The sequence below is a fragment of the Thioclava electrotropha genome (genome assembly GCF_002085925.2).
Taxonomy (GTDB): Bacteria; Pseudomonadota; Alphaproteobacteria; order Rhodobacterales; family Rhodobacteraceae; genus Thioclava; species Thioclava electrotropha.
The window spans coordinates 4,110,001-4,126,658 of the sequence record NZ_CP053562.1 but is presented as its reverse complement, the minus strand read 5'-3'; the positions used below and the strand labels follow the sequence as shown (position 1 = coordinate 4,126,658).

Genomic DNA, 16,658 nt, shown 5'->3' with positions numbered 1-16,658 from the left:
CTCACCATTCGATCTCGGCAGGATCGGCGCGGGTCTCGTTGACAATCGTCTCGCGCAATTGGCCATCGGTGAAATGCAGCACGCGATGCGCCATCGCTGCCGTCGCCGCCGCATGGGTGACGATCAGAACGGTGGTGCCCAGCTCGCGGTTCACATCGTTGAGTACCTGCAGCACGCGCCGCCCCGTCGTGCTGTCGAGCGCCCCGGTCGGCTCGTCGCAAAACAGCACCGCCGGGCGCTTCGCGATGGCGCGCGCGATGGCGACGCGCTGCTGCTCGCCGCCTGACATCTGCGCCGGGAAATGGTCGAGTCGTTCCTCCAGCCCCACCAATCGCAGCGCCTCGCCCGCATCCATCGGGTCATGCGAAATCTCGGTCACCAGATCGACATTCTCGCGCGCGGTGAGGCTGGGCATCAGGTTGTAGAACTGGAAGACGAAGCCGACATGGCTGCGCCGATATTGCGTCAGCGCCCGGTCGGACATTTCGGTCAGGTTCTGATCGCCGAACCACGCTTGACCCGAGCTTGGCCTGTCGAGCCCGCCGATGATGTTGAGAAAGGTGGATTTGCCGCTGCCCGAGGGGCCCAGCAGCACCACGACCTCGCTGCGCGGAATTTCCAGCGTCACCTCTCGGAGCGCGTGAACCGCGGCAGGACCTTCGCCGTAGGTCTTCGACAATGCTTCGGTGCGAAAGGCAGGCTGCACGCTCGGCCTCTTGAGATAGATCGGGCAAAGTGCCCGACCCAGATCAGATCACAGCTTCTTCAGGCAGTCAAAATTTGTCGGCTCTGGCGGGGAGTTGAGCGCTTCAGCGTGGCCCCGCCGCATCGAGGCGCAGGGGCGCGTTACGTGCTGAGGCTGTGGAAGAAGAGGTCGATCTCGAGCGCCAGTCCGAACTCGAATTCGTTCAGCTCGGGATGGGTCCATTCGTGCTGCTCGAGATGGTCGAGGAAGTCGCGCCGTTTGCGCTCGTCGCTCGCATCCAGCGACAGGGTCTCGGCGGCGCGCAGCAGGTCGATCCGCTTATGGACCTCGCGCATGGCGGAGAAGGCTTCCATCATCACCGGCATCAGGCGCGGCTCGCTCTGCCAGGTTTGCCCGCCGAAGACCTCCTGGACGACACGGTTGCCGGAACCTAGGCAATCATAGGCGACGCAGCCCGCCATCCCTTCCTGCGTCAGCTTGTCGTGGATCGAGCAATCGTGCCCACAGAGATGCCGACAGGGCTCGCCGGGGTTCTTGCTGAAGGCGAAATCCTTGCCCTTGTCGAAGGCCAGCACCAGACAGCACAGGGCTGCACATTGGGAACAGTCGGTCTTGAGACGATCGGTCTGGGACATTCTGGCCTTCGCTTAACGGGACCTCGCATGGGAAGTCGTCGGGCCGTGATATCCCGCAAAACGGCTCTCGAATGCAAGGGCTGCGCGGGACGCGTGTGCGGGTGCCCCGGCAGCGGAGGAGGCCTCGCTGCCGGGGTCATTCCAGCTCAAAGGGCTTCAATCGCCTTTGCCAGCATGTCGCGCACTTCGCCCGCGACCGACTTGAGCTGCGGGTTGTCGATCGCCGTCATCGAGGCCTGCGGATCGATCGCGCAGACGAGGATGTCCGAACCGTCCTGCCGCAGAATGACGTTGCAGGGCAGCATCGCGCCGACATTCGGCTCCAGCTGGATCGCCTGATGCGCCATCTTCGGATTGCAGGCGCCGAGGATCATGTAGCCGGGCATGTCCTCGTCGAGCTTCTTCTTCATCGTGCCCTGCACGTCGATCTCGGTGAGCACGCCGAAGCCTTGCTCCTTCAGGGCCTCGCGGGTCCGGGTGTCGGCCTCTTCCAGCGTGGTATCGGTGAGGCGTTTGTCGATGGTGTAGCTCATGGTGTTGGCTCCTTGAGTTGAAATCGGTTCAGGTTTCGACCGGGTAGTCCTGCGCGGACCATGCGCCGAAGCTACCCGGCACAGCGGAGACGTTCTTGAACCCGGCGCGGTGCAGCAGGCTCGCAGCGACGCTGGCGCGGTAGCCGCCCTGACAATAGACCGCATAGTCGGCGGAACGGTCGAGTTGGTCCATCTCGTCTTCCAGCGTGCCGAGGAAATGGTGGATCGCGCCGGGGATACGGCCGCCGTCCCACTCCTCGTTCTTGCGCACGTCGAGCGGGGTCAGATCGCTGCCCTTGAGCTCCTGCACGGTGACCTGCGGGATATGCGCAAGCGGTCGCCCGGAGGTGCGCCACGCGGCGATGCCGCCGTTCAGGTAGCCCGCGAATTTCGTGAAACCCACGCGCCAGAGACGCAGCACGGCCTCGTTGATGTCGGTCGTTTTTTCGCTCACAAGCGCGATGGGCTTGTCGGGATCGAGCGTCCAGCCCGCCCAAACCGACAGGATCGGCTGCAGCCCGATGTTGATCGAGCCCTCGATGAAGCCGCCGCCGAAGGCGAGCATGTCGCGGAGATCGACGAGCTGCACGTCGTCCTTGGCGATCAGCGCCTCGAACTCCTCCGGCGTCTTGCCGATGCAGCGCGGCAATCCGTGCATCACCTCGGGGCCCGCCGCGTTGACCTTCTTAAGGCGCGGGTAATGCGTGGGCACCGGCGGCGCGTCCTTCGTCATCTCGTCCTTGAAGGCCTCCAGATCGGTGATCTGGACGTATTTGTTATGGGCTTTCTCATAGGCGATGCTGGTCGACATCCGGTCGCCGATATTCGGCCCGCAGGCCGAGCCCGCGCCGTGACAGGGATAGACCAGCACGCCCTCGGGCAGTTGCATGTAGAATTCTTGCGTGGTGCGGAACAGCGCCTCGGTCAGCTCCTCGGTCTTGTCGTCGCCCAGAAGGTCGGGCCGGCCGACCGAATCCACGAAGAAGGCATCGCCGCTGAGCACGCCCCACGGGTCGTCATTGTCCTTCTCGTAGAGCAGGAAGGAGACGTGTTCGGGCGTGTGCCCCGGCGTATGCCGCGTCTCGAGCGTGAGCTGGCCGAAGGTGAACTTGTCGCCGTCGCGGATGCCCTCATGCGCGAAGTCATATTCGGCGCCGCCTTCGACGCTGACGCAAAGCTTGGGCGTGCCATCCAGCCGGTCCACCAATTCGCGCGCGCCCGACAGGAAGTCGGCATGGATATGGGTCTCGAACACATGGGTGATCGTCAGGCCGAGCGCCTTGGCGCGCTCGATATAGATATCGCAATCCGGGCGGGGATCGACGACCGCGGCGGTGCCGCTGCCGGTGTCGCCCAAGAGGTAGGAGCACTGTGCGATCCCTTCCGCAAGGATCTGTTCAAAACGCATGGTCATGTCATTTGCCTCCGAATTTCCGTCAGCTCGGGATTGCCGGAGAAATGCGCCGCGATCGATTCATGTTCCAAAACTTGAATATGTAGGCAGGACATCGCTCATAAACGATGCGTGAGGATGATGCGCGTTTCAGGTGTTCAGGGGCGGCGCGTCCCGGGAACGCCAGCGCGGGCGTCCGGAAGGATTAGCGTCACACGCAGCCCGGTCTCCGCATTCGCGATGCTCAGCGTGCCGCCGACGGCCTGCGCGATCTCGGCGCTGATCGACAGTCCCAAACCATGACCGCTTTCATCAGCGCGCGCGCCGCGTTTCTGAAGATGCTCGATGCGGTCCGCCGAGATGCCGGGGCCATCGTCCTGCACGTCGATGGCGATTGCCGCGTCGCGGCGGCTGGCGCGGATCGTGACCTGCGATGTGGCGTGGCGGCTGGCATTCTCGATCAACGCCCCGAGCGCTTCGGCAAGATCACTGGCGTCGAGCGTCACCTGTAGGTCATCAGGCACGACAATGTCCCACTCCACCGCGCTCCCCGTGGGCGTGCGCCGGATCACCGAGACGATCTGCTGCACGACAGGGGCCACCGTGGCCTTGTCTTTCACGACGCGCCCCGCGAGGCGCGACCGGGTCAATTCGCGATCGACATGGCGGCGCATCGCTTCTGCGATCTCCTCGATGGCGGCGGCGGGCTCGGTCTGGCCGGTCTGGCGCAGCCGGTCGGCCTCGCCCATCAGCGCCTGCAGCGGGGTCTTGAACCCATGCGCGAGATCGGCGGCGCGGTGGCGCGCGCGGTCCAGCTCGGCCTCGCGGGCGTCGATCAGCGCGTCGACCTCATTCGCGAGCGGCTGCACCTCTTTCGGGAAATCGCTGCCAAGCCGCCGCTGTTCGCCCGAGCGCACGGCGAGCACGCGCCGCCCGACTTCCGATAGCGGGCGCAGGCCGAAGAAGAGCTGAACCCATCCGGCAACGATCAGAGCGGCTGCGAGGATCGCATTATAGGGTAGCAGTTCCTTGAGAAAATCGCTGCGCGCCTGATCCAGATCGGTCGTCGTCAGGGCGACCGCCGCGCGCACTCGGCCCTCGCCCAGCGAAGGCGGCAGGGTCACGCTGCGCTCCAGCGTCAGAAGCGTTCCGCCGGTCTGATCGGGCAGGCGATGCACATGGACATGCCCGTCGGGCAGCGCATCGGGCGGCAGCGGCAGCACGTAATCCCAAAGCGAGCGCGACCGCAGCAGCGTGTCGCCGAGGTCGATCTGCCAGTAAAGCCCGCTCAGAGGTTGGTCGAAGCGCGGATCGGCGGGCGGCGTCTGCAGCGCCAGCCTCCCGTCGGCATCGCGCCCGAGCGCCGCCACGACCTGATCGAGTTGCACCGACAGTTCGGCCTCGGCCCGGCGCTGAACATGGGCGGCAAACAGCGCCGTCAGCGCGGCGGAGGCAATCGCCAGCGCCAGCACCACCGCGAGCGCGCCGCCAAGCGCGAGCCGGAGGCGCAGCGACAACCGCATCACGCGTCGCCGCCTTCGAGGAAATAGCCAAAGCCGCGCCGCGTGCCGATCACGCCGGGGCCGAGTTTGCGGCGCAGCCGCGCGACGAGCGCCTCCAGCGCGTTGGCCTCGCGCGAGTCGTCGTCGCCATAGAGATGTTCGAGCAGTTCGGTCGGCGGCACGACGCGGTCGCGATGCAGCATCAGGTAGGAGAGCAGCCGGAATTCCAGCGCCGTCGCCGCAATCGGCACGCCGCGGATCGACACGCTCATCCGGTTCGCGTCGAGCGTCAGCTCGCCCACGCTCTGGTTTGCCGAGGCTCGCCCTGCCGACCGCCGGATCAGGGCACGCGCACGGGCGACCAGCTCTTCCATGCGAAACGGTTTGGGCAGGTAGTCATCCGCGCCCGCGTCGATGCCTTCGACCCGCTCGGTCCAGGCGCCGCGCGCGGTCAGCACGAGCACCGGCATTTCGCGATCATTGGCGCGCCATTTCTTGAGGATGCTCAGCCCGTCCATCTTCGGCAGGCCGAGATCGAGAATGACGAGGTCGTAATCTTCGGTATCGCCCAGAAACCACGCATCGAGCCCGTCCGCGCAGGTCTCGACGAGAAACCCCGCCGCCTCGAGCGCAGCCTTGAGATCCGCCGCGATCCTCTGGTCGTCCTCGACCGCCAATACGCGCATTACTTGTCCCCGTCGCGCTCGCTGTCTTCGGGACCACCAATCGGCAAACCGGTCGCCGCGTCAACCTCAAGCTCGATGATCCGGCCTTCCGGGGTGATCAGCTTGAGCTCGTAGACATAGTGACCGTCATCCGATTCGAGATCCAGCTTGATGACGCGGCCGCCGAAACGGTTGCGCACGCCGCCGAGGATTTTCGACAGCGGCAGAATCTCTTCGCGCTCGACCGCGCTGCGCGCCCGGTCGTGATCCGAGCCGCCTCGGCCCGAGCCACCGCCGCCGCCGCCCGCACGATCGGCGAGGGCGGGCGTGGCCGTGGCCAGCGAAAGAAGGAGAAGGGTCGTGAGCGTTTTCATACGGCTTTCCTAGCGCAAACAAGCTGACAGAACGCTGACAAAGCCCGTCAGTACGGCGTCAGAGTGAATCTGCCAATGTCGTCTCATCCGGGCAACTCGCCCCTATCCGATCACAGGAGTTAAAGATGAAACGCACTCTTCTCTTCACCGCCGCCCTCGGTGCCGCTGTCGGCGCATTCAGCCTCGGTGCCGCACAGGCGCAGGGTCCTGGCGGCAATGGGAATGGCGGCGGCGGGCAGTCGGGCGGTCAGGTCATGCTGCCGCAGAAGAATGCCACGCAGACCAAGTCCCAGAACCGCGAGACCTATGAATACCGGAACGAATATCGCAACTCGTATCGCAATGGCGAGTCCGAGGGCGAATACGGCATGCCGTCGAACTACCGCGAGGAAGTTCGCAACATGAATCAGGCACGCGAGCAGTGGAAGAAGATGGACGAGGTCGCCAGCGACCTGCGTGCCGAGGGCTACCAGATCAGCAAGATGGAGATGGAGCGCTACAGCTATGAAGCCAAGGTCCGCGATCGCGACGGTCGTCGACTTGAGCTGAAGCTCGACCCGGTGTCGGGCGAGATCATCGGCTCCGAGCTGGACTGATGAGCGAAAGAGCGGCCAGTCGGGTCTGAGGCCCTTTCGTCCGCTTCGGATACTGAGGGCTGGTGGCGAGATTCGCCACCGCCCACCTGACACTCGACCTGAGTGTCCTACATTTGGGAGGCGTGCACCTCGCGGGCCACTCCCATCCCGAACACCTCGCGAGAGCCATGGTCACCGGCCGCAAACACGCCTGACCTGAGCCGCGGGGTATCGAGCGAGCTTTGTTGTGCCGTCCCCACACCCCTCACAAAGCTCGCTCGATTATTTTCCAAAGCTCCGAAATGGCGAATATCCGAGCGCCGCTGTCTGCTGGCCCGCCGCTCGGGCCTGCCCGCACCGTGGACATGGACGCAGTTGCGGGGCGCCCTCCGGTTGACCCGCACTGGATTTCTGTGTCAGGCACGCGACCTTTCATAAGGACCCTCGGCGCACGTGCCGGGCCCAGCCGAAGGAAGGACATATGGCACTTACCCTGCGCCGCAACCGCGATCGCGATCTGGCACCCTTGGCAGCGATGCTGTCGGACGCCGAAATCCCGTTGCTCAATCCCAATGCGAAAGTCCCGTTCGACGAGATGGAATGGCATCAGAAGTGGCTCGGAGACCGCGAGGATGTCTCCTTCTACCTACAGGATGCCGCGGGGCGAGATGTGGGTTTCTTCGCGCTGCGTGAGGGTGTCGGGCCGGAAGTGCGGCACCTTACCTATGTCTATCTCGTCGAAGAGGCACGCGGCGGGGCTGCTGCGGAGCTGACGAGCCATGTGGAGCAGGCAGCACGCGACCTCGGCGCGCTGACCCTGACCTTGAAGGTGGAAGTCGACAACGCGCCAGCCCACAACGCCTATCTCTCGGCTGGTTATGAGGAGCTGTCGCGGCGCCAGGGCATGGCCACGATGCGGCTGAATCTGGAGGAGCGGCCTGCCCAGTGAGCGGGCGCTCTGGTCGCAGCCTTGGGCAGCGGTCCTGTAGGTCGCCTTCGTCTCCCGCGATGCACCCTGCGGCTTCGGCACTTGCGGCCGCTCTCTGCGAGGGCGTTCGCGTGGCGCGAAATTCGTGCTATTCGGAGCGCTACCTGACCGCCCCGAGGGTTTTCCGAAATGGACAAGCTTTCCGTCATGCAAGCCTTCCGCCGCATCGTAGAGCGCGGCAGTTTCGCGCGCGCGGCGGAGGATCTCGGGGTGTCGCCCGCGCTTTTGAGCCGCGAGATCAAGCTGCTGGAGGAAAGCCTCGGGAGCTCGCTGCTGACACGCACGACGCGCTCGATGTCTCTGACCGATGCCGGGCGGCTCTACTATGACGAGGCAAGCGGAATCCTCGACGCGGTGACCTCGGTCGAGACACGTATCCGCGACGGGGCGGGGGCGGTGCGCGGGCATCTGAAAGTGAACGCCTCCAGCTCCTTCGGACAGACGGTGATTTCCCCGATCCTGCCGGAGTTTCTGGAGGCGCATCCCGATCTGCGGCTGTCGCTCTCGCTCGATGACCGGGTTGTCGACATGGTGGAGGGCGGCTTCGACGTCTCGATCCGCATCCGACCGGCGATGCCGGATTCGGCGCTGGTCGCGCGCAAGATCGGCACCATGCGTCAGCGCATCTTCGCCGCGCCTGCCTATCTTGCCCGAGCTGGGACGCCCGAAGGGCCGGAGGATATCGCGGGGCATAGGGTCATCGGCTTCCTGCTGGCCGACCATCTGACGAAATGGGCGCTGCACGGGCCGTCCGGGGCCACCACGCTAGATCTCGATCCCGCCATTCGCGTGGGCAACAGCCTCGTGCTGCGCGACCTGCTGATCGCGGGGCAAGGCATCGGCACCTTACCGGATTTTGTCTCGAACGAGCCGGAGAGGCGCGGCGATCTGGTGCGCGTGCTGCCGGAGTGGGAACTGCCCGCGCCGGAGATTTTCGCCGTGACGGCCTCGCGGCTGGGCATGGATGCCAAAGTGACGGCGTTTCTCGATCACCTGCGGGCGGCGATGGAAGCCTGACATTCTTCAACCGGCGTAAAGAGTGATTTGCGCCTCGGCCGCTTATTCCGACGCGGCTGATCCGCGATCTTCTCAGGCAATGAAACCCATGCCCTAAGAGGATCCAATGACCCGCGTTCTCGTTCTCTATTATTCCAGCTACGGCCATGTCCGTGCGCTCGCCCAAGCCGAGGCGGAGGGCGCACGCAGCGTGCCCGGCACGCATGTCGATCTGCGCCGCGTTCCCGAAACCCTGCCTGACGACATCCGGCAGAAGGCTGGCTTCGCCGCCGACGACACGCCCGTCGCCAGTCCCGCCGATCTCGAAGCCTATGATGCGATCATCTTCGGCACGCCCACGCTGTTCGGGATGATGGCCGGGCAGGTGAAGTCCTTCCTCGATCAGGCGGGCGGGCTCTGGGCGCGCAATGCGCTGGTCGGCAAGGTCGCCGCCGTGTTCACCTCGACCGGCTCGCAGCATGGCGGGCACGAGGCGACGCTGCTTTCCACGCAGATTCCGCTGCAGCATTTCGGGATGCTCATCGCCGGGATGCCCTACACTTTCGCTGATCAGATGCGGGCCGACGGTATCGTCGGCGGTGCGCCCTACGGCGCTGGCACGATCGCCGGGGCGGACGGGTCGCGGACACCGACCGAGACCGATCTCGCGGGCGCACGGTTTCAGGGCGCCCATGTCGCGCGCATCGCGGCGCGGTTGGCAGGGGCTGCTCTGAACGAGGAGGCCGCGTGATGCCCAAGCTCACCATCGATTTCTTTCACGACGTCGTCTGCTGCTGGTGTTTCAACATCTCGTCGCGGATGCGCAGCCTCGCCTCCGAGTTCGATCTCGACATCCGGCATCGCACATTCGTCCTGCAGGCAGACCGCGCCGAAATGGCTGCGCGCTGGGGCTCCCCCGGATCCGCGCGCGAGACCATCCTCGGGCATTGGGCGGTCTGCAGAGAGGTCGGCGACCGGCCAGAGCTTGTCGATATCGAGGCCATGCGAGCCGCGCCGTTCGACTATCCCCACGGGATGACCGCCGCGCTCGGATGCAAGGCCGCAGAGGCGCTGGGCGGGCAGGACGCCCATTGGGAGATCTTCGACCGGTTGCAGCGCGCGCATCTCACCGAGGCCCGGAACATCGCCGATCCGGTCATCGTGCGCGACGTCGCGCGAAGCCTCGGCTTCGAGGCGGCGGCCTTCGCAGAGGCGTTCGACGATCCGGCCACAGCCCAAGCTGTCGAAGCCGATCGGCAATGCGCCCGCGCGCTTCAGGTCCGCTCTATTCCGGCGCTTATCGTCCGGGAAACCGGCGCGCGGCTCGTGAACGGGACGCGCGACGACCTCGCGGCACAGCTGCGCAGTTCCCTGAAACTCGTCGCCTGAGGAGTGCCCCTGATGAAGATCCGTTTGTTGTTCCGTGGTCTCCGGCATCGGCGCTTCCATCCGCGACGCGTGCCGCGCGATCTCTCGCCCCATTTGATGCGCGATATCGGGCTCGAGCCCTGGCCCGAGCGCCCCTGTCTCTCGCCGCGCCACTTCCGCTGAGCGACCCGACCGAAGGCGCCAAAGGCACCTTCACGCGGTCCGCCGATACCGCCCGCGAAACCCCAGTCTTCTCCCTGAATACGAGTCACCCAATGTCACGCACCACCGATATTCTTCTTACGGCGCTCGCCCCGGCTGTCTGGGGGAGCACCTATCTCGTCACCACCGAGGCGCTGCCCGCTGGCTACCCCATCACGCTTGCGGCCTTGCGCGCCTTGCCTGCGGGGCTGTTGCTGGTCGCGCTCACGCGGTCGCTGCCGCCGCGTGCATGGCTTGGCCGCACCTTGCTCCTTGGAAGCCTGAACTTCGCTCTGTTCTGGAGCCTTCTCTTCGTGGCGGCCTATCGCCTGCCCGGCGGGGTCGCGGCGACGCTCGGCTCGCTGCAGGCGATGATGGTCATCCTCATGGCGCGCGGCTGGCTTGGCACGCCGGTGCGCGCCGGGGCCGTCACCGCTGCGGCGACGGGCGTTCTGGGCGTCGCGCTTCTTCTGCTGGGGCCAGAGGCCGCGGTCGATCCCGTGGGTGTCATCGCGGGTATTGGAGGGGCCGCGTCGATGGCGGCGGGCACGGTGCTGAGCCGCAAATGGCAGCCGCCTGTCTCGGCGCTGAGTTACACCGGCTGGCAACTGACGGCAGGTGGGCTGATCCTGCTGCCACTGGCTTGGATCGTCGAGCCGTCCCTGCCGCCGCTGACCGCGCTGAACCTGTCAGGGCTGATCTGGCTTGGCCTGATCGGTGCGGGCGCGACCTATGCGATCTGGTTCCGGGGCATCGCCCGTCTCGAGCCCGGCGCGGTCTCGATGCTCGGGATGATGAGCCCGGTCACGGCGGTCTCCCTCGGCTGGCTCTGGCTGGGGCAGGGCCTGTCGTTGCTCCAGATGAGCGGCGCGGCTATCGTTCTGATCTCGGTCTGGGCCGGGCAGCGCGCGAACCGTCCGCGGGTTGCCCATAGCTTCCGCGCTTCGCGCGTGGCGCAATCGAGAGCGGCCTGACAGGCATTCAACGGAGGACTTCCGCGTGGCCCAACTTCCCCTGACCGACGACCTGATCCGAAAGTCGCGCCTCGCCGGGCTGCTTTACCTCATCATCATCGTCATGGGGCTCGGCGCCGAGCTTGGCCTGCGCGCTCCCCTGATCGACCTTTCAGATGCCGCGGGCACGGCCGCAGCGATACTGGCGGCGCCGGGCCAGTTCCGGCTGGCGATCATCGCCGATCTGGTTATGGCGCTGAGCGATGCGGGGCTTGCCGTCTTGCTTTACCTGATTTTCCGCGGGGTTGCTCCGGGTCTTGCCCTGTCGGCGATGGTGTTTCGGCTGATTCAGGCGTTCCTCATCGCGGCAAATCTGATGGCCTTGCAGACGGCCTGGCTGCTTCTGTCAAACGCACATGATCTGGCCGACGCCCAGTCGCTGGCTCTGATCTTTCTCGAGCTGCATGGCCACGGCTACGATCTCGGGCTGGTCTTCTTCGGTGTGAACAGCCTGATGATGGGCGTTCTGGTCTGGCGCTCGGGCCTCTTCGCGAAAGCCTTTGGGGCGGGGCTGGCGCTGGCCGGTCTGGTCTATCTGATCGGCAGCGGGATCCGGTTTCTCGTCCCCGACCTCTCATCGGCGTTCGCCCCGGCATATGGGGTGACGATCTTCGCAGAGACTGCGTTCTGCCTCAGATTGCTTTTCCCGCCGCGCCGACACGGGCGGAGCGCGAGCTGACCAAGGTCCGTTCTCGCGACTTCCGGCGATGCGACCCGGGTCGGATCCAGGCCACTTCGGCGATGCATCATCAGGACCAGGGGGTCACGAGGTATTTCTCTCCGGTCTTCATCTTCCGGTAGTCGGTCACGGCTTCTTTCGTCAGCATCTCGTCGAGATTGACGCGCGTCTTGTAGTGGCTGGCGAAGGTGGTGGTGAGATTGTCGCGCACGCGCTTGCGCATGCGACCGACGGTCTCTTGTCCTGCCGCTTGCAGGAACGGGAAAAGCAGCCAGCCCGAGAGCGTCCAGCCGAAGCCGTAGCTCGGGGAAAGCGTCGTCGGGCCAGTGTCGAGCCGACCGTAGATGAACATCCGCTTGGGCTGGTTCGAGCCGTAGCGCGAGTATTCCGTCATCCGGCTCACCGCGACCTGCTCCATCGCCTTGAACGCGTTGTCGACCGCGTGGCCGCCGCCGATCGGGTCGAAACCGTAGAAGGCCCCGGTGTCGTCGATTGCGGCGCTGAGTTTCTGCATGAAGTCATCCTGCGACGAGTTCACGACATGGGTCGAGCCGATCTTCTGGAGCAGATCGACCTGATCGTCCTTGCGCACGATATTGACGAGGCCGAGCCCGTCCTCCTGACAGATACGGGTCAGCATCTGGCCAAGGTTCGACGCCCCGACCGTGTGCAGGATCGCGTCCTGCTTATCCATCTTGGCGTTCTCGGCGAACCCCAGCGCGGTCATCGGATTGACGAAGGCGCTCGCGCCCTCCTCGGAGGAGTGATCGCCCAGCGGCAGGCACATCTGCGCGTCGGCGGTGCAATATTGGCTGTAGGCGTTGCCCGGCACGCAGGACACGCGTTGCCCCATCAGCGCCTTGGCCGCGTCGCTGTCACCGGTCGCGACCACGGTGCCCGCGCCCTCGTTCCCGGCGGGTAGCTTAAGGCCGTGCCGCGCTTTCGAACCCGCGTTGAACGGCTCGGGCATCTTGGCCACGAATTTGCCGGGGGAATATTCCGCGTTCTCCATATCCGCCGCGCCGACGAGGATGGCGAGGTCCGACGGATTGATCGGAGCCGCTTCCATCTTCACGAGGACCTGATTGCCGGTCGGATCGGGGAAGTCCACGTCCTCGATCGCGACGGTGAGCGTACCGTCTGCCTCCAGCGTCGTGAACAGTTGCTTGCCAGTGGTCGCCATGTCGATCTCCAGATTTGAATGTCGTCGGGAATAGGTTGGTTCACGCCCGGGGGTTTCCGAGGGCGCGCTTGCATTGCCAGATAGAGCGCCCTGCGTTCGAGGCGACCGCAAAGCGTGCAGCGAAAAGGCGCGCGGCTACGTTCCGCTGCGTCTTTTCCGGGGTCTTCAAATGCTTGGCCCCGGGTGAGAGCGACAAGACCGGGCTAGGGACAAGTTTTCGTGGTCAGCAGTGACCGTTTCGCGGGCCGAAAGACGCCGCGTTACCGACGCGGGCGCTGGAACTCCTCGACTGCGGTGCAAGTTGCCCTGGTGAAATCGAAGGAGTTCTCATGTCCACGATCACCACCACCAACCCTGCGACGGGCGAGACGATCCAGACCTATCCGCTGATGTCCGAGCAGGAGGCCGTCGAGAAACTCGAGGCCGCGCAGTCCGCTTTTCTGGAGTGGCGTAAGCTGTCCCATTCCGAACGCGCGCCCTACCTGACCAAGATCGCCGCGACGCTCCGCGAGAATGCGGAAGAGCTGGCCGAGCTCATGACGCGCGAGACCGGAAAGCTGTTGAAGGACGGCAAGGCCGAGGTCGAGATCTGCGCCGCGATCTTTGAATATACCGCGAACAACGGGCCAGACGCGCTGGCCGACGAGGAACGTACCCACGGCGCCAACGGATCGCGTGGTGTGGTCACTTATCAGCCGACCGGCGTGATCTACTCGATCCAACCGTGGAACTTCCCGCTCTATCAGCCGGTCCGTGTTCTGGCGGCGAACCTGATGGCGGGCAACGCCTGCTTGCTCAAACATGCGAGCATCTGCACCGGCTCCGGGCTGCGCCTGCGGGAGCTATGCATCGAGGCCGGGCTGCCCGAGGATCTGTTCCAGGTCATCCTGATCGACCACGAGACCAGCGACAATCTGATCGAGCATCCGCTGGTGCGCGGTGTGACCCTGACCGGCAGCGACGGCGCGGGTCGGCATGTGGGCAGCGTCGCGTCGAAGGCGCTGAAGAAGACCGTGCTGGAGCTGGGATCGAACGATGCCTATCTCGTGCTGGAAGATGCCGATATCGAAACGGCGGTGAAATTCTCGCTGATGGGGCGGCTGTATAACAACGGCGAGACCTGTGTGTCGGCGAAGCGGTTCGTCGTGGCGGACAAGGTCTATGACGCCTTCGTCGAGCAGATGAAGGCGGTGAAGGTGGGCGATCCCACGAAAGACGACACCCAGCTTGGTCCGCTGTCCAGCGAGGATCAGTTCGAAACCGTGAAGGAGCAGGTGGAGCAGAGCCTCGCCAAGGGTGCAAAGGCTCTTTGCGGTGGCGAGGCCCCGGGCGGCACCGGCGCCTATTACCCCGCGACGGTGCTGGTCGACGTGGTCCCCGGCATGCCCGCCTATGATGACGAAATCTTCGGTCCCGTCGCTGCGGTGATCCGCGCCAAGGATGACGAGGATGCGATGCGCATCGCCAATGATAGCCGCTATGGCCTTGGCGGCGGGATCTTCAGCAAGGATGAAGACCGCGCCCTCAAACTCGCCCGCGATCACTTCGACACCGGGATGGTCCGGATCAACTCCTTCGGGACCGCCGATCCGAACATGCCCTTCGGCGGGGTGAAGGATTCCGGTTACGGGCGAGAGCATGGCGGCTTCGGCATGAAGGAATTCGTCAACGCCAAGGCGGTGTTCCTGCCATGATCACGCTTCACGCTCTGCACTATTCCCGCGCGACCCGGGTGCTGTGGCTGCTCGCCGATCTTGGCGAGCCTTGCCACCGGGTCGATTATCAGCGCACCGAGAATTTTCGCGCGCCGGAGGCCCTGTCCCGGGTTCACCCCTTGGGCAAGTCTCCGGTGATCGAGGACGGCAATCGGATACTCGCGGAGTCCGCGACGATCCTTCGCTACCTCGTCGCGAAATACGGCGACGAGACCCACACACCGCCGCGGGGCACTCCGGAATTCTGGCAGCACGAGGAGCTCCTCGATTACGTCGAGAGCTCCTTCGCCGAGGTCGTGCTGCAAGCGATTTTGCCAGCCTTTCGCGACAAGCCGGTCCCCGCTCAGGCGCAGGCGGCGCTTGATGCCCATCTCAATTTCATCGCACGGGCGATCGGTACGGGGCCTCTGCTGTTCGGCGACAAGGCGATGCTGGCCGATATCCAGATGTCCTATGTCATTGCCTTGTTGGCGCGGTTCGACCTGCTCGCGGATCATCCGAAGGTCGCGGCCTATTGGGCGGCGCTGCGAGCGCAGCCGGGATACATCGCGGCGACGGAAGCCGCCGGCCCGATGGCGCCTCCCGGGTGAGAGCCGTCGCGGATTTCGCTGCGGTGACTCGGGCTTGAAAGGCCGGATCGATCTGGTCAACCCGCCGGCCCGAGCGCCCGCGGAATGCCCGCTTGCAGACCCTGACATTCTCGTAGAGGTCTTCTTTACCGCATCCATCGGGTTGCGGTGACGACTGGCGGAGCAGGAGACAGCTATGCAGCAATTGACAGCCTTTGGACCGGATTTCCCCTTTTCCTACGAGGACTGGATCAGTCATCCCGCGGGTCTCGGCACGGTTCCGAAGAATGTACTTGGCGCGCCGGTCGCCATCATCGGTGCCGGAGCGGCCGGGGTAATCGCGGCCTACGAATTGATGAAGCTGGGACTGCGACCGGTGGTTTACGAGTCCTCTCAGTTCGGCGGGCGGTTGCGCTCGCAGAGCTTCGAAGGAACGGATGGGGTCGTGGCGGAGCTTGGCGGTATGCGCTTCCCCGTCTCCTCGCGCGGGTTCTACCACTATGTCGATCTTGTCGGATGCGAGAGCCGACCTTTTCCGAACCCGCTGACGCCCGCCGCCGGGTCGACCGTCATCGAGCTCGAAGGCCAACGCCATTTCGCTCGCAGCCTCGAAGACCTGCCCGAGCAATACCATCAGATCGCAGAGGCCTACGATGAGGCACTCCGCAGTCAGGCGGCCTTTCCCGACCTGCAAGCCGCGGTGCGCGCCAAGGACATTGAGGCCATCAAGGCGATCTGGGATCCGCTCGTCCAAGACTGGGATGAGCGCACCTTCTACGATTTCGTGGCCCATTCCGACGCGTTCCAGAAGCTCGATTTCTCGCACCGGGAGATTTTCGGTCAGGTCGGCTTCGGCACTGGCGGCTGGGACTCGGATTTCCCGAACTCGATGCTGGAGATCCTGCGGGTGAACCTGCTCGGGCTCGACGACGATCAGCGCTATATCGTGGACGGGGTGGAGACTGTCCTGCATCGCCTCTGGAACGCGGCGCCTGCCTGCGCGCATTGGCCGGAGGGCACGACGCTCGCGAGCCTGCATGGCGGCGCGACGCGCAGCCGCGCAACCGCCCTGAGCCGCGAAGGTGAGATGATCCGGCTTCGGGACCAATGGGGCAACGAGGACGACTATGCGGCGGTCCTCGCGACCTGCCAGACGCATCTGCTGACGACGGCGATCGAGACCGAAGAGGATCTGTTCGATCAGAAGATGTGGATGGCGCTCGACCGGACCCGCTACATGCAGGCCGCGAAAACCTTCGTCATGACCGACCGGCCGTTCTGGAACGACGTCGATCCGGAAACCGGCGAACCGCTGATGTCGATGACGCTCACCGACCGGCTGACGCGGGGCACCTATTTCTTCGACAACGGACCCGACCGCCCCGGCGTGATCTGCCTCAGCTACGCCTGGATGAGCGACGCGCTCAAGGTGCTGCCGCTCAGTGCAGAGCGCCGGGTCGAGCTGTCGCTGCAGGCGCTGGGCAAAATCTACCCCGGCGTCGACATTGCCTCGCATATCCGCGGCCAGCCAATCTGCGTGAGCTGGGAGGCGGATGAAAACTT

Annotated in this window: 19 protein-coding genes (1 of these 19 running past the window's edge); 11 read left to right on the top strand and 8 right to left on the bottom strand. The window is 65.0% G+C overall.

Translation table 11 applies throughout. The annotated features are described in order from the left end of the window. Position 1 precedes the first annotated feature (1 nt). The 7 genes from AKL02_RS19705 to AKL02_RS19675 form a co-directional block, all read right to left on the bottom strand. The gene (locus AKL02_RS19705) at positions 2–706 is read right to left on the bottom strand and encodes an ABC transporter ATP-binding protein (protein WP_078551102.1); all 705 of its coding nucleotides are present in this window, start codon (positions 704–706) and stop codon (positions 2–4) included. Positions 707–846: 140 nt separating this feature from the next. After that, positions 847–1,341, bottom strand: coding sequence for a hypothetical protein (locus tag AKL02_RS19700; RefSeq protein ID WP_083079330.1), 495 nt, complete (start codon positions 1,339–1,341; stop codon positions 847–849). A 146-nt stretch (positions 1,342–1,487) separates the two neighbouring features. Beyond that, the gene (locus AKL02_RS19695) at positions 1,488–1,874 is read right to left on the bottom strand and encodes a DUF302 domain-containing protein (protein WP_083079327.1); all 387 of its coding nucleotides are present in this window, start codon (positions 1,872–1,874) and stop codon (positions 1,488–1,490) included. A 28-nt stretch (positions 1,875–1,902) separates the two neighbouring features. Continuing rightward, positions 1,903–3,288: an MBL fold metallo-hydrolase gene (locus AKL02_RS19690; RefSeq protein WP_083079324.1), complete on the bottom strand. Its 1,386-nt coding sequence runs from the start codon at positions 3,286–3,288 to the stop codon at positions 1,903–1,905. 137 nt (positions 3,289–3,425) lie between these two features. Continuing rightward, positions 3,426–4,790 (bottom strand): sensor histidine kinase, encoded by a 1,365-nt coding sequence (locus AKL02_RS19685; protein WP_083079322.1) that lies wholly within the window; start codon positions 4,788–4,790, stop codon positions 3,426–3,428. Next, a complete protein-coding gene (locus tag AKL02_RS19680) occupies positions 4,790–5,455 on the bottom strand; it encodes a response regulator transcription factor (RefSeq protein WP_083079319.1) in 666 nt (221 codons plus the stop codon). The genes AKL02_RS19685 and AKL02_RS19680 overlap by 1 nt, the downstream gene beginning before the upstream one ends. After that, positions 5,455–5,808, bottom strand: coding sequence for a PepSY domain-containing protein (locus AKL02_RS19675; RefSeq protein WP_083079317.1), 354 nt, complete (start codon positions 5,806–5,808; stop codon positions 5,455–5,457). The genes AKL02_RS19680 and AKL02_RS19675 overlap by 1 nt, the downstream gene beginning before the upstream one ends. 125 nt (positions 5,809–5,933) lie before the next feature. Here AKL02_RS19675 and AKL02_RS19670 point away from each other — a divergent pair, with 125 nt between their 5' ends. The 8 genes from AKL02_RS19670 to AKL02_RS19635 all read left to right on the top strand — a co-directional run bounded on the left by AKL02_RS19670 (position 5,934) and on the right by AKL02_RS19635 (position 11,628). Further along, positions 5,934–6,404, top strand: coding sequence for a PepSY domain-containing protein (locus tag AKL02_RS19670; RefSeq protein ID WP_078522774.1), 471 nt, complete (start codon positions 5,934–5,936; stop codon positions 6,402–6,404). A gap of 460 nt (positions 6,405–6,864) precedes the next feature. After that, positions 6,865–7,332, top strand: coding sequence for a GNAT family N-acetyltransferase (locus AKL02_RS19665; RefSeq protein WP_083079314.1), 468 nt, complete (start codon positions 6,865–6,867; stop codon positions 7,330–7,332). Positions 7,333–7,500: 168 nt separating this feature from the next. Further along, positions 7,501–8,388 carry a LysR family transcriptional regulator gene (locus AKL02_RS19660; RefSeq protein WP_083079312.1) on the top strand — a complete coding sequence of 296 codons (888 nt, stop codon included), beginning with the start codon at positions 7,501–7,503 and terminating at the stop codon, positions 8,386–8,388. A 106-nt stretch (positions 8,389–8,494) separates the two neighbouring features. Then, a complete protein-coding gene (wrbA, locus tag AKL02_RS19655; protein ID WP_083079311.1) occupies positions 8,495–9,118 on the top strand; it encodes an NAD(P)H:quinone oxidoreductase in 624 nt (207 codons plus the stop codon). Then, on the top strand, positions 9,118–9,756 hold the full coding sequence (locus AKL02_RS19650; protein WP_083079310.1) for a DsbA family oxidoreductase: 639 nt from the start codon (positions 9,118–9,120) through the stop codon (positions 9,754–9,756). Before wrbA ends, AKL02_RS19650 begins: the two co-directional genes overlap by 1 nt. A 12-nt stretch (positions 9,757–9,768) precedes the next feature. After that, positions 9,769–9,918, top strand: coding sequence for a hypothetical protein (locus tag AKL02_RS19645; protein WP_165757033.1), 150 nt, complete (start codon positions 9,769–9,771; stop codon positions 9,916–9,918). A 92-nt stretch (positions 9,919–10,010) separates the two neighbouring features. Next, on the top strand, positions 10,011–10,910 hold the full coding sequence (locus AKL02_RS19640; RefSeq protein WP_198453231.1) for an EamA family transporter: 900 nt from the start codon (positions 10,011–10,013) through the stop codon (positions 10,908–10,910). 25 nt (positions 10,911–10,935) lie between these two features. Beyond that, complete coding sequence (locus AKL02_RS19635; protein ID WP_232621673.1) at positions 10,936–11,628, top strand: DUF4386 domain-containing protein; 693 nt, start codon at positions 10,936–10,938, stop codon at positions 11,626–11,628. 70 nt (positions 11,629–11,698) lie between these two features. On the opposite strand, the gene AKL02_RS19630 is transcribed toward AKL02_RS19635, so the two are convergent. Next, the gene (locus AKL02_RS19630) at positions 11,699–12,811 is read right to left on the bottom strand and encodes a zinc-binding dehydrogenase (protein WP_083079309.1); all 1,113 of its coding nucleotides are present in this window, start codon (positions 12,809–12,811) and stop codon (positions 11,699–11,701) included. 329 nt (positions 12,812–13,140) lie between these two features. On the opposite strand from AKL02_RS19630, the gene AKL02_RS19625 reads away from it, so the two are divergent. From AKL02_RS19625 to AKL02_RS19615, 3 genes are all read left to right on the top strand, one after another. Then, positions 13,141–14,505, top strand: coding sequence for an NAD-dependent succinate-semialdehyde dehydrogenase (locus AKL02_RS19625; protein ID WP_083079308.1), 1,365 nt, complete (start codon positions 13,141–13,143; stop codon positions 14,503–14,505). Then, positions 14,502–15,116: a glutathione S-transferase family protein gene (locus AKL02_RS19620; protein WP_078570525.1), complete on the top strand. Its 615-nt coding sequence runs from the start codon at positions 14,502–14,504 to the stop codon at positions 15,114–15,116. The genes AKL02_RS19625 and AKL02_RS19620 overlap by 4 nt, the downstream gene beginning before the upstream one ends. 175 nt (positions 15,117–15,291) lie before the next feature. Next, positions 15,292–16,658, top strand: partial view of a flavin monoamine oxidase family protein gene (locus tag AKL02_RS19615; protein ID WP_198453230.1) — the 5' portion only. It continues 277 nt past the right edge of the window; only the first 1,367 of its 1,644 coding nucleotides appear in the window; its start codon is at positions 15,292–15,294; its stop codon lies off the right edge, out of view.

Excerpts from the sequence above, each read along its gene's own strand:
- AKL02_RS19630 (WP_083079309.1), bottom strand. The coding sequence starts at position 12,811 with ATGGCGACCACTGGCAAGCAACTGTTCACGACGCTGGAGGCAGACGGT.
- AKL02_RS19695 (WP_083079327.1), bottom strand. The coding sequence starts at position 1,874 with ATGAGCTACACCATCGACAAACGCCTCACCGATACCACGCTGGAAGAG.
- wrbA (WP_083079311.1), top strand. The coding sequence starts at position 8,495 with ATGACCCGCGTTCTCGTTCTCTATTATTCCAGCTACGGCCATGTCCGT.
- AKL02_RS19620 (WP_078570525.1), top strand. The coding sequence starts at position 14,502 with ATGATCACGCTTCACGCTCTGCACTATTCCCGCGCGACCCGGGTGCTG.
- AKL02_RS19645 (WP_165757033.1), top strand. The coding sequence starts at position 9,769 with ATGAAGATCCGTTTGTTGTTCCGTGGTCTCCGGCATCGGCGCTTCCAT.
- AKL02_RS19690 (WP_083079324.1), bottom strand. The coding sequence starts at position 3,288 with ATGACCATGCGTTTTGAACAGATCCTTGCGGAAGGGATCGCACAGTGC.
- AKL02_RS19625 (WP_083079308.1), top strand. The coding sequence starts at position 13,141 with ATGTCCACGATCACCACCACCAACCCTGCGACGGGCGAGACGATCCAG.
- AKL02_RS19685 (WP_083079322.1), bottom strand. The coding sequence starts at position 4,790 with ATGCGGTTGTCGCTGCGCCTCCGGCTCGCGCTTGGCGGCGCGCTCGCG.
- AKL02_RS19665 (WP_083079314.1), top strand. The coding sequence starts at position 6,865 with ATGGCACTTACCCTGCGCCGCAACCGCGATCGCGATCTGGCACCCTTG.
- AKL02_RS19660 (WP_083079312.1), top strand. The coding sequence starts at position 7,501 with ATGGACAAGCTTTCCGTCATGCAAGCCTTCCGCCGCATCGTAGAGCGC.
- AKL02_RS19700 (WP_083079330.1), bottom strand. The coding sequence starts at position 1,341 with ATGTCCCAGACCGATCGTCTCAAGACCGACTGTTCCCAATGTGCAGCC.
- AKL02_RS19675 (WP_083079317.1), bottom strand. The coding sequence starts at position 5,808 with ATGAAAACGCTCACGACCCTTCTCCTTCTTTCGCTGGCCACGGCCACG.
- AKL02_RS19680 (WP_083079319.1), bottom strand. The coding sequence starts at position 5,455 with ATGCGCGTATTGGCGGTCGAGGACGACCAGAGGATCGCGGCGGATCTC.
- AKL02_RS19670 (WP_078522774.1), top strand. The coding sequence starts at position 5,934 with ATGAAACGCACTCTTCTCTTCACCGCCGCCCTCGGTGCCGCTGTCGGC.
- AKL02_RS19650 (WP_083079310.1), top strand. The coding sequence starts at position 9,118 with ATGCCCAAGCTCACCATCGATTTCTTTCACGACGTCGTCTGCTGCTGG.
- AKL02_RS19640 (WP_198453231.1), top strand. The coding sequence starts at position 10,011 with ATGTCACGCACCACCGATATTCTTCTTACGGCGCTCGCCCCGGCTGTC.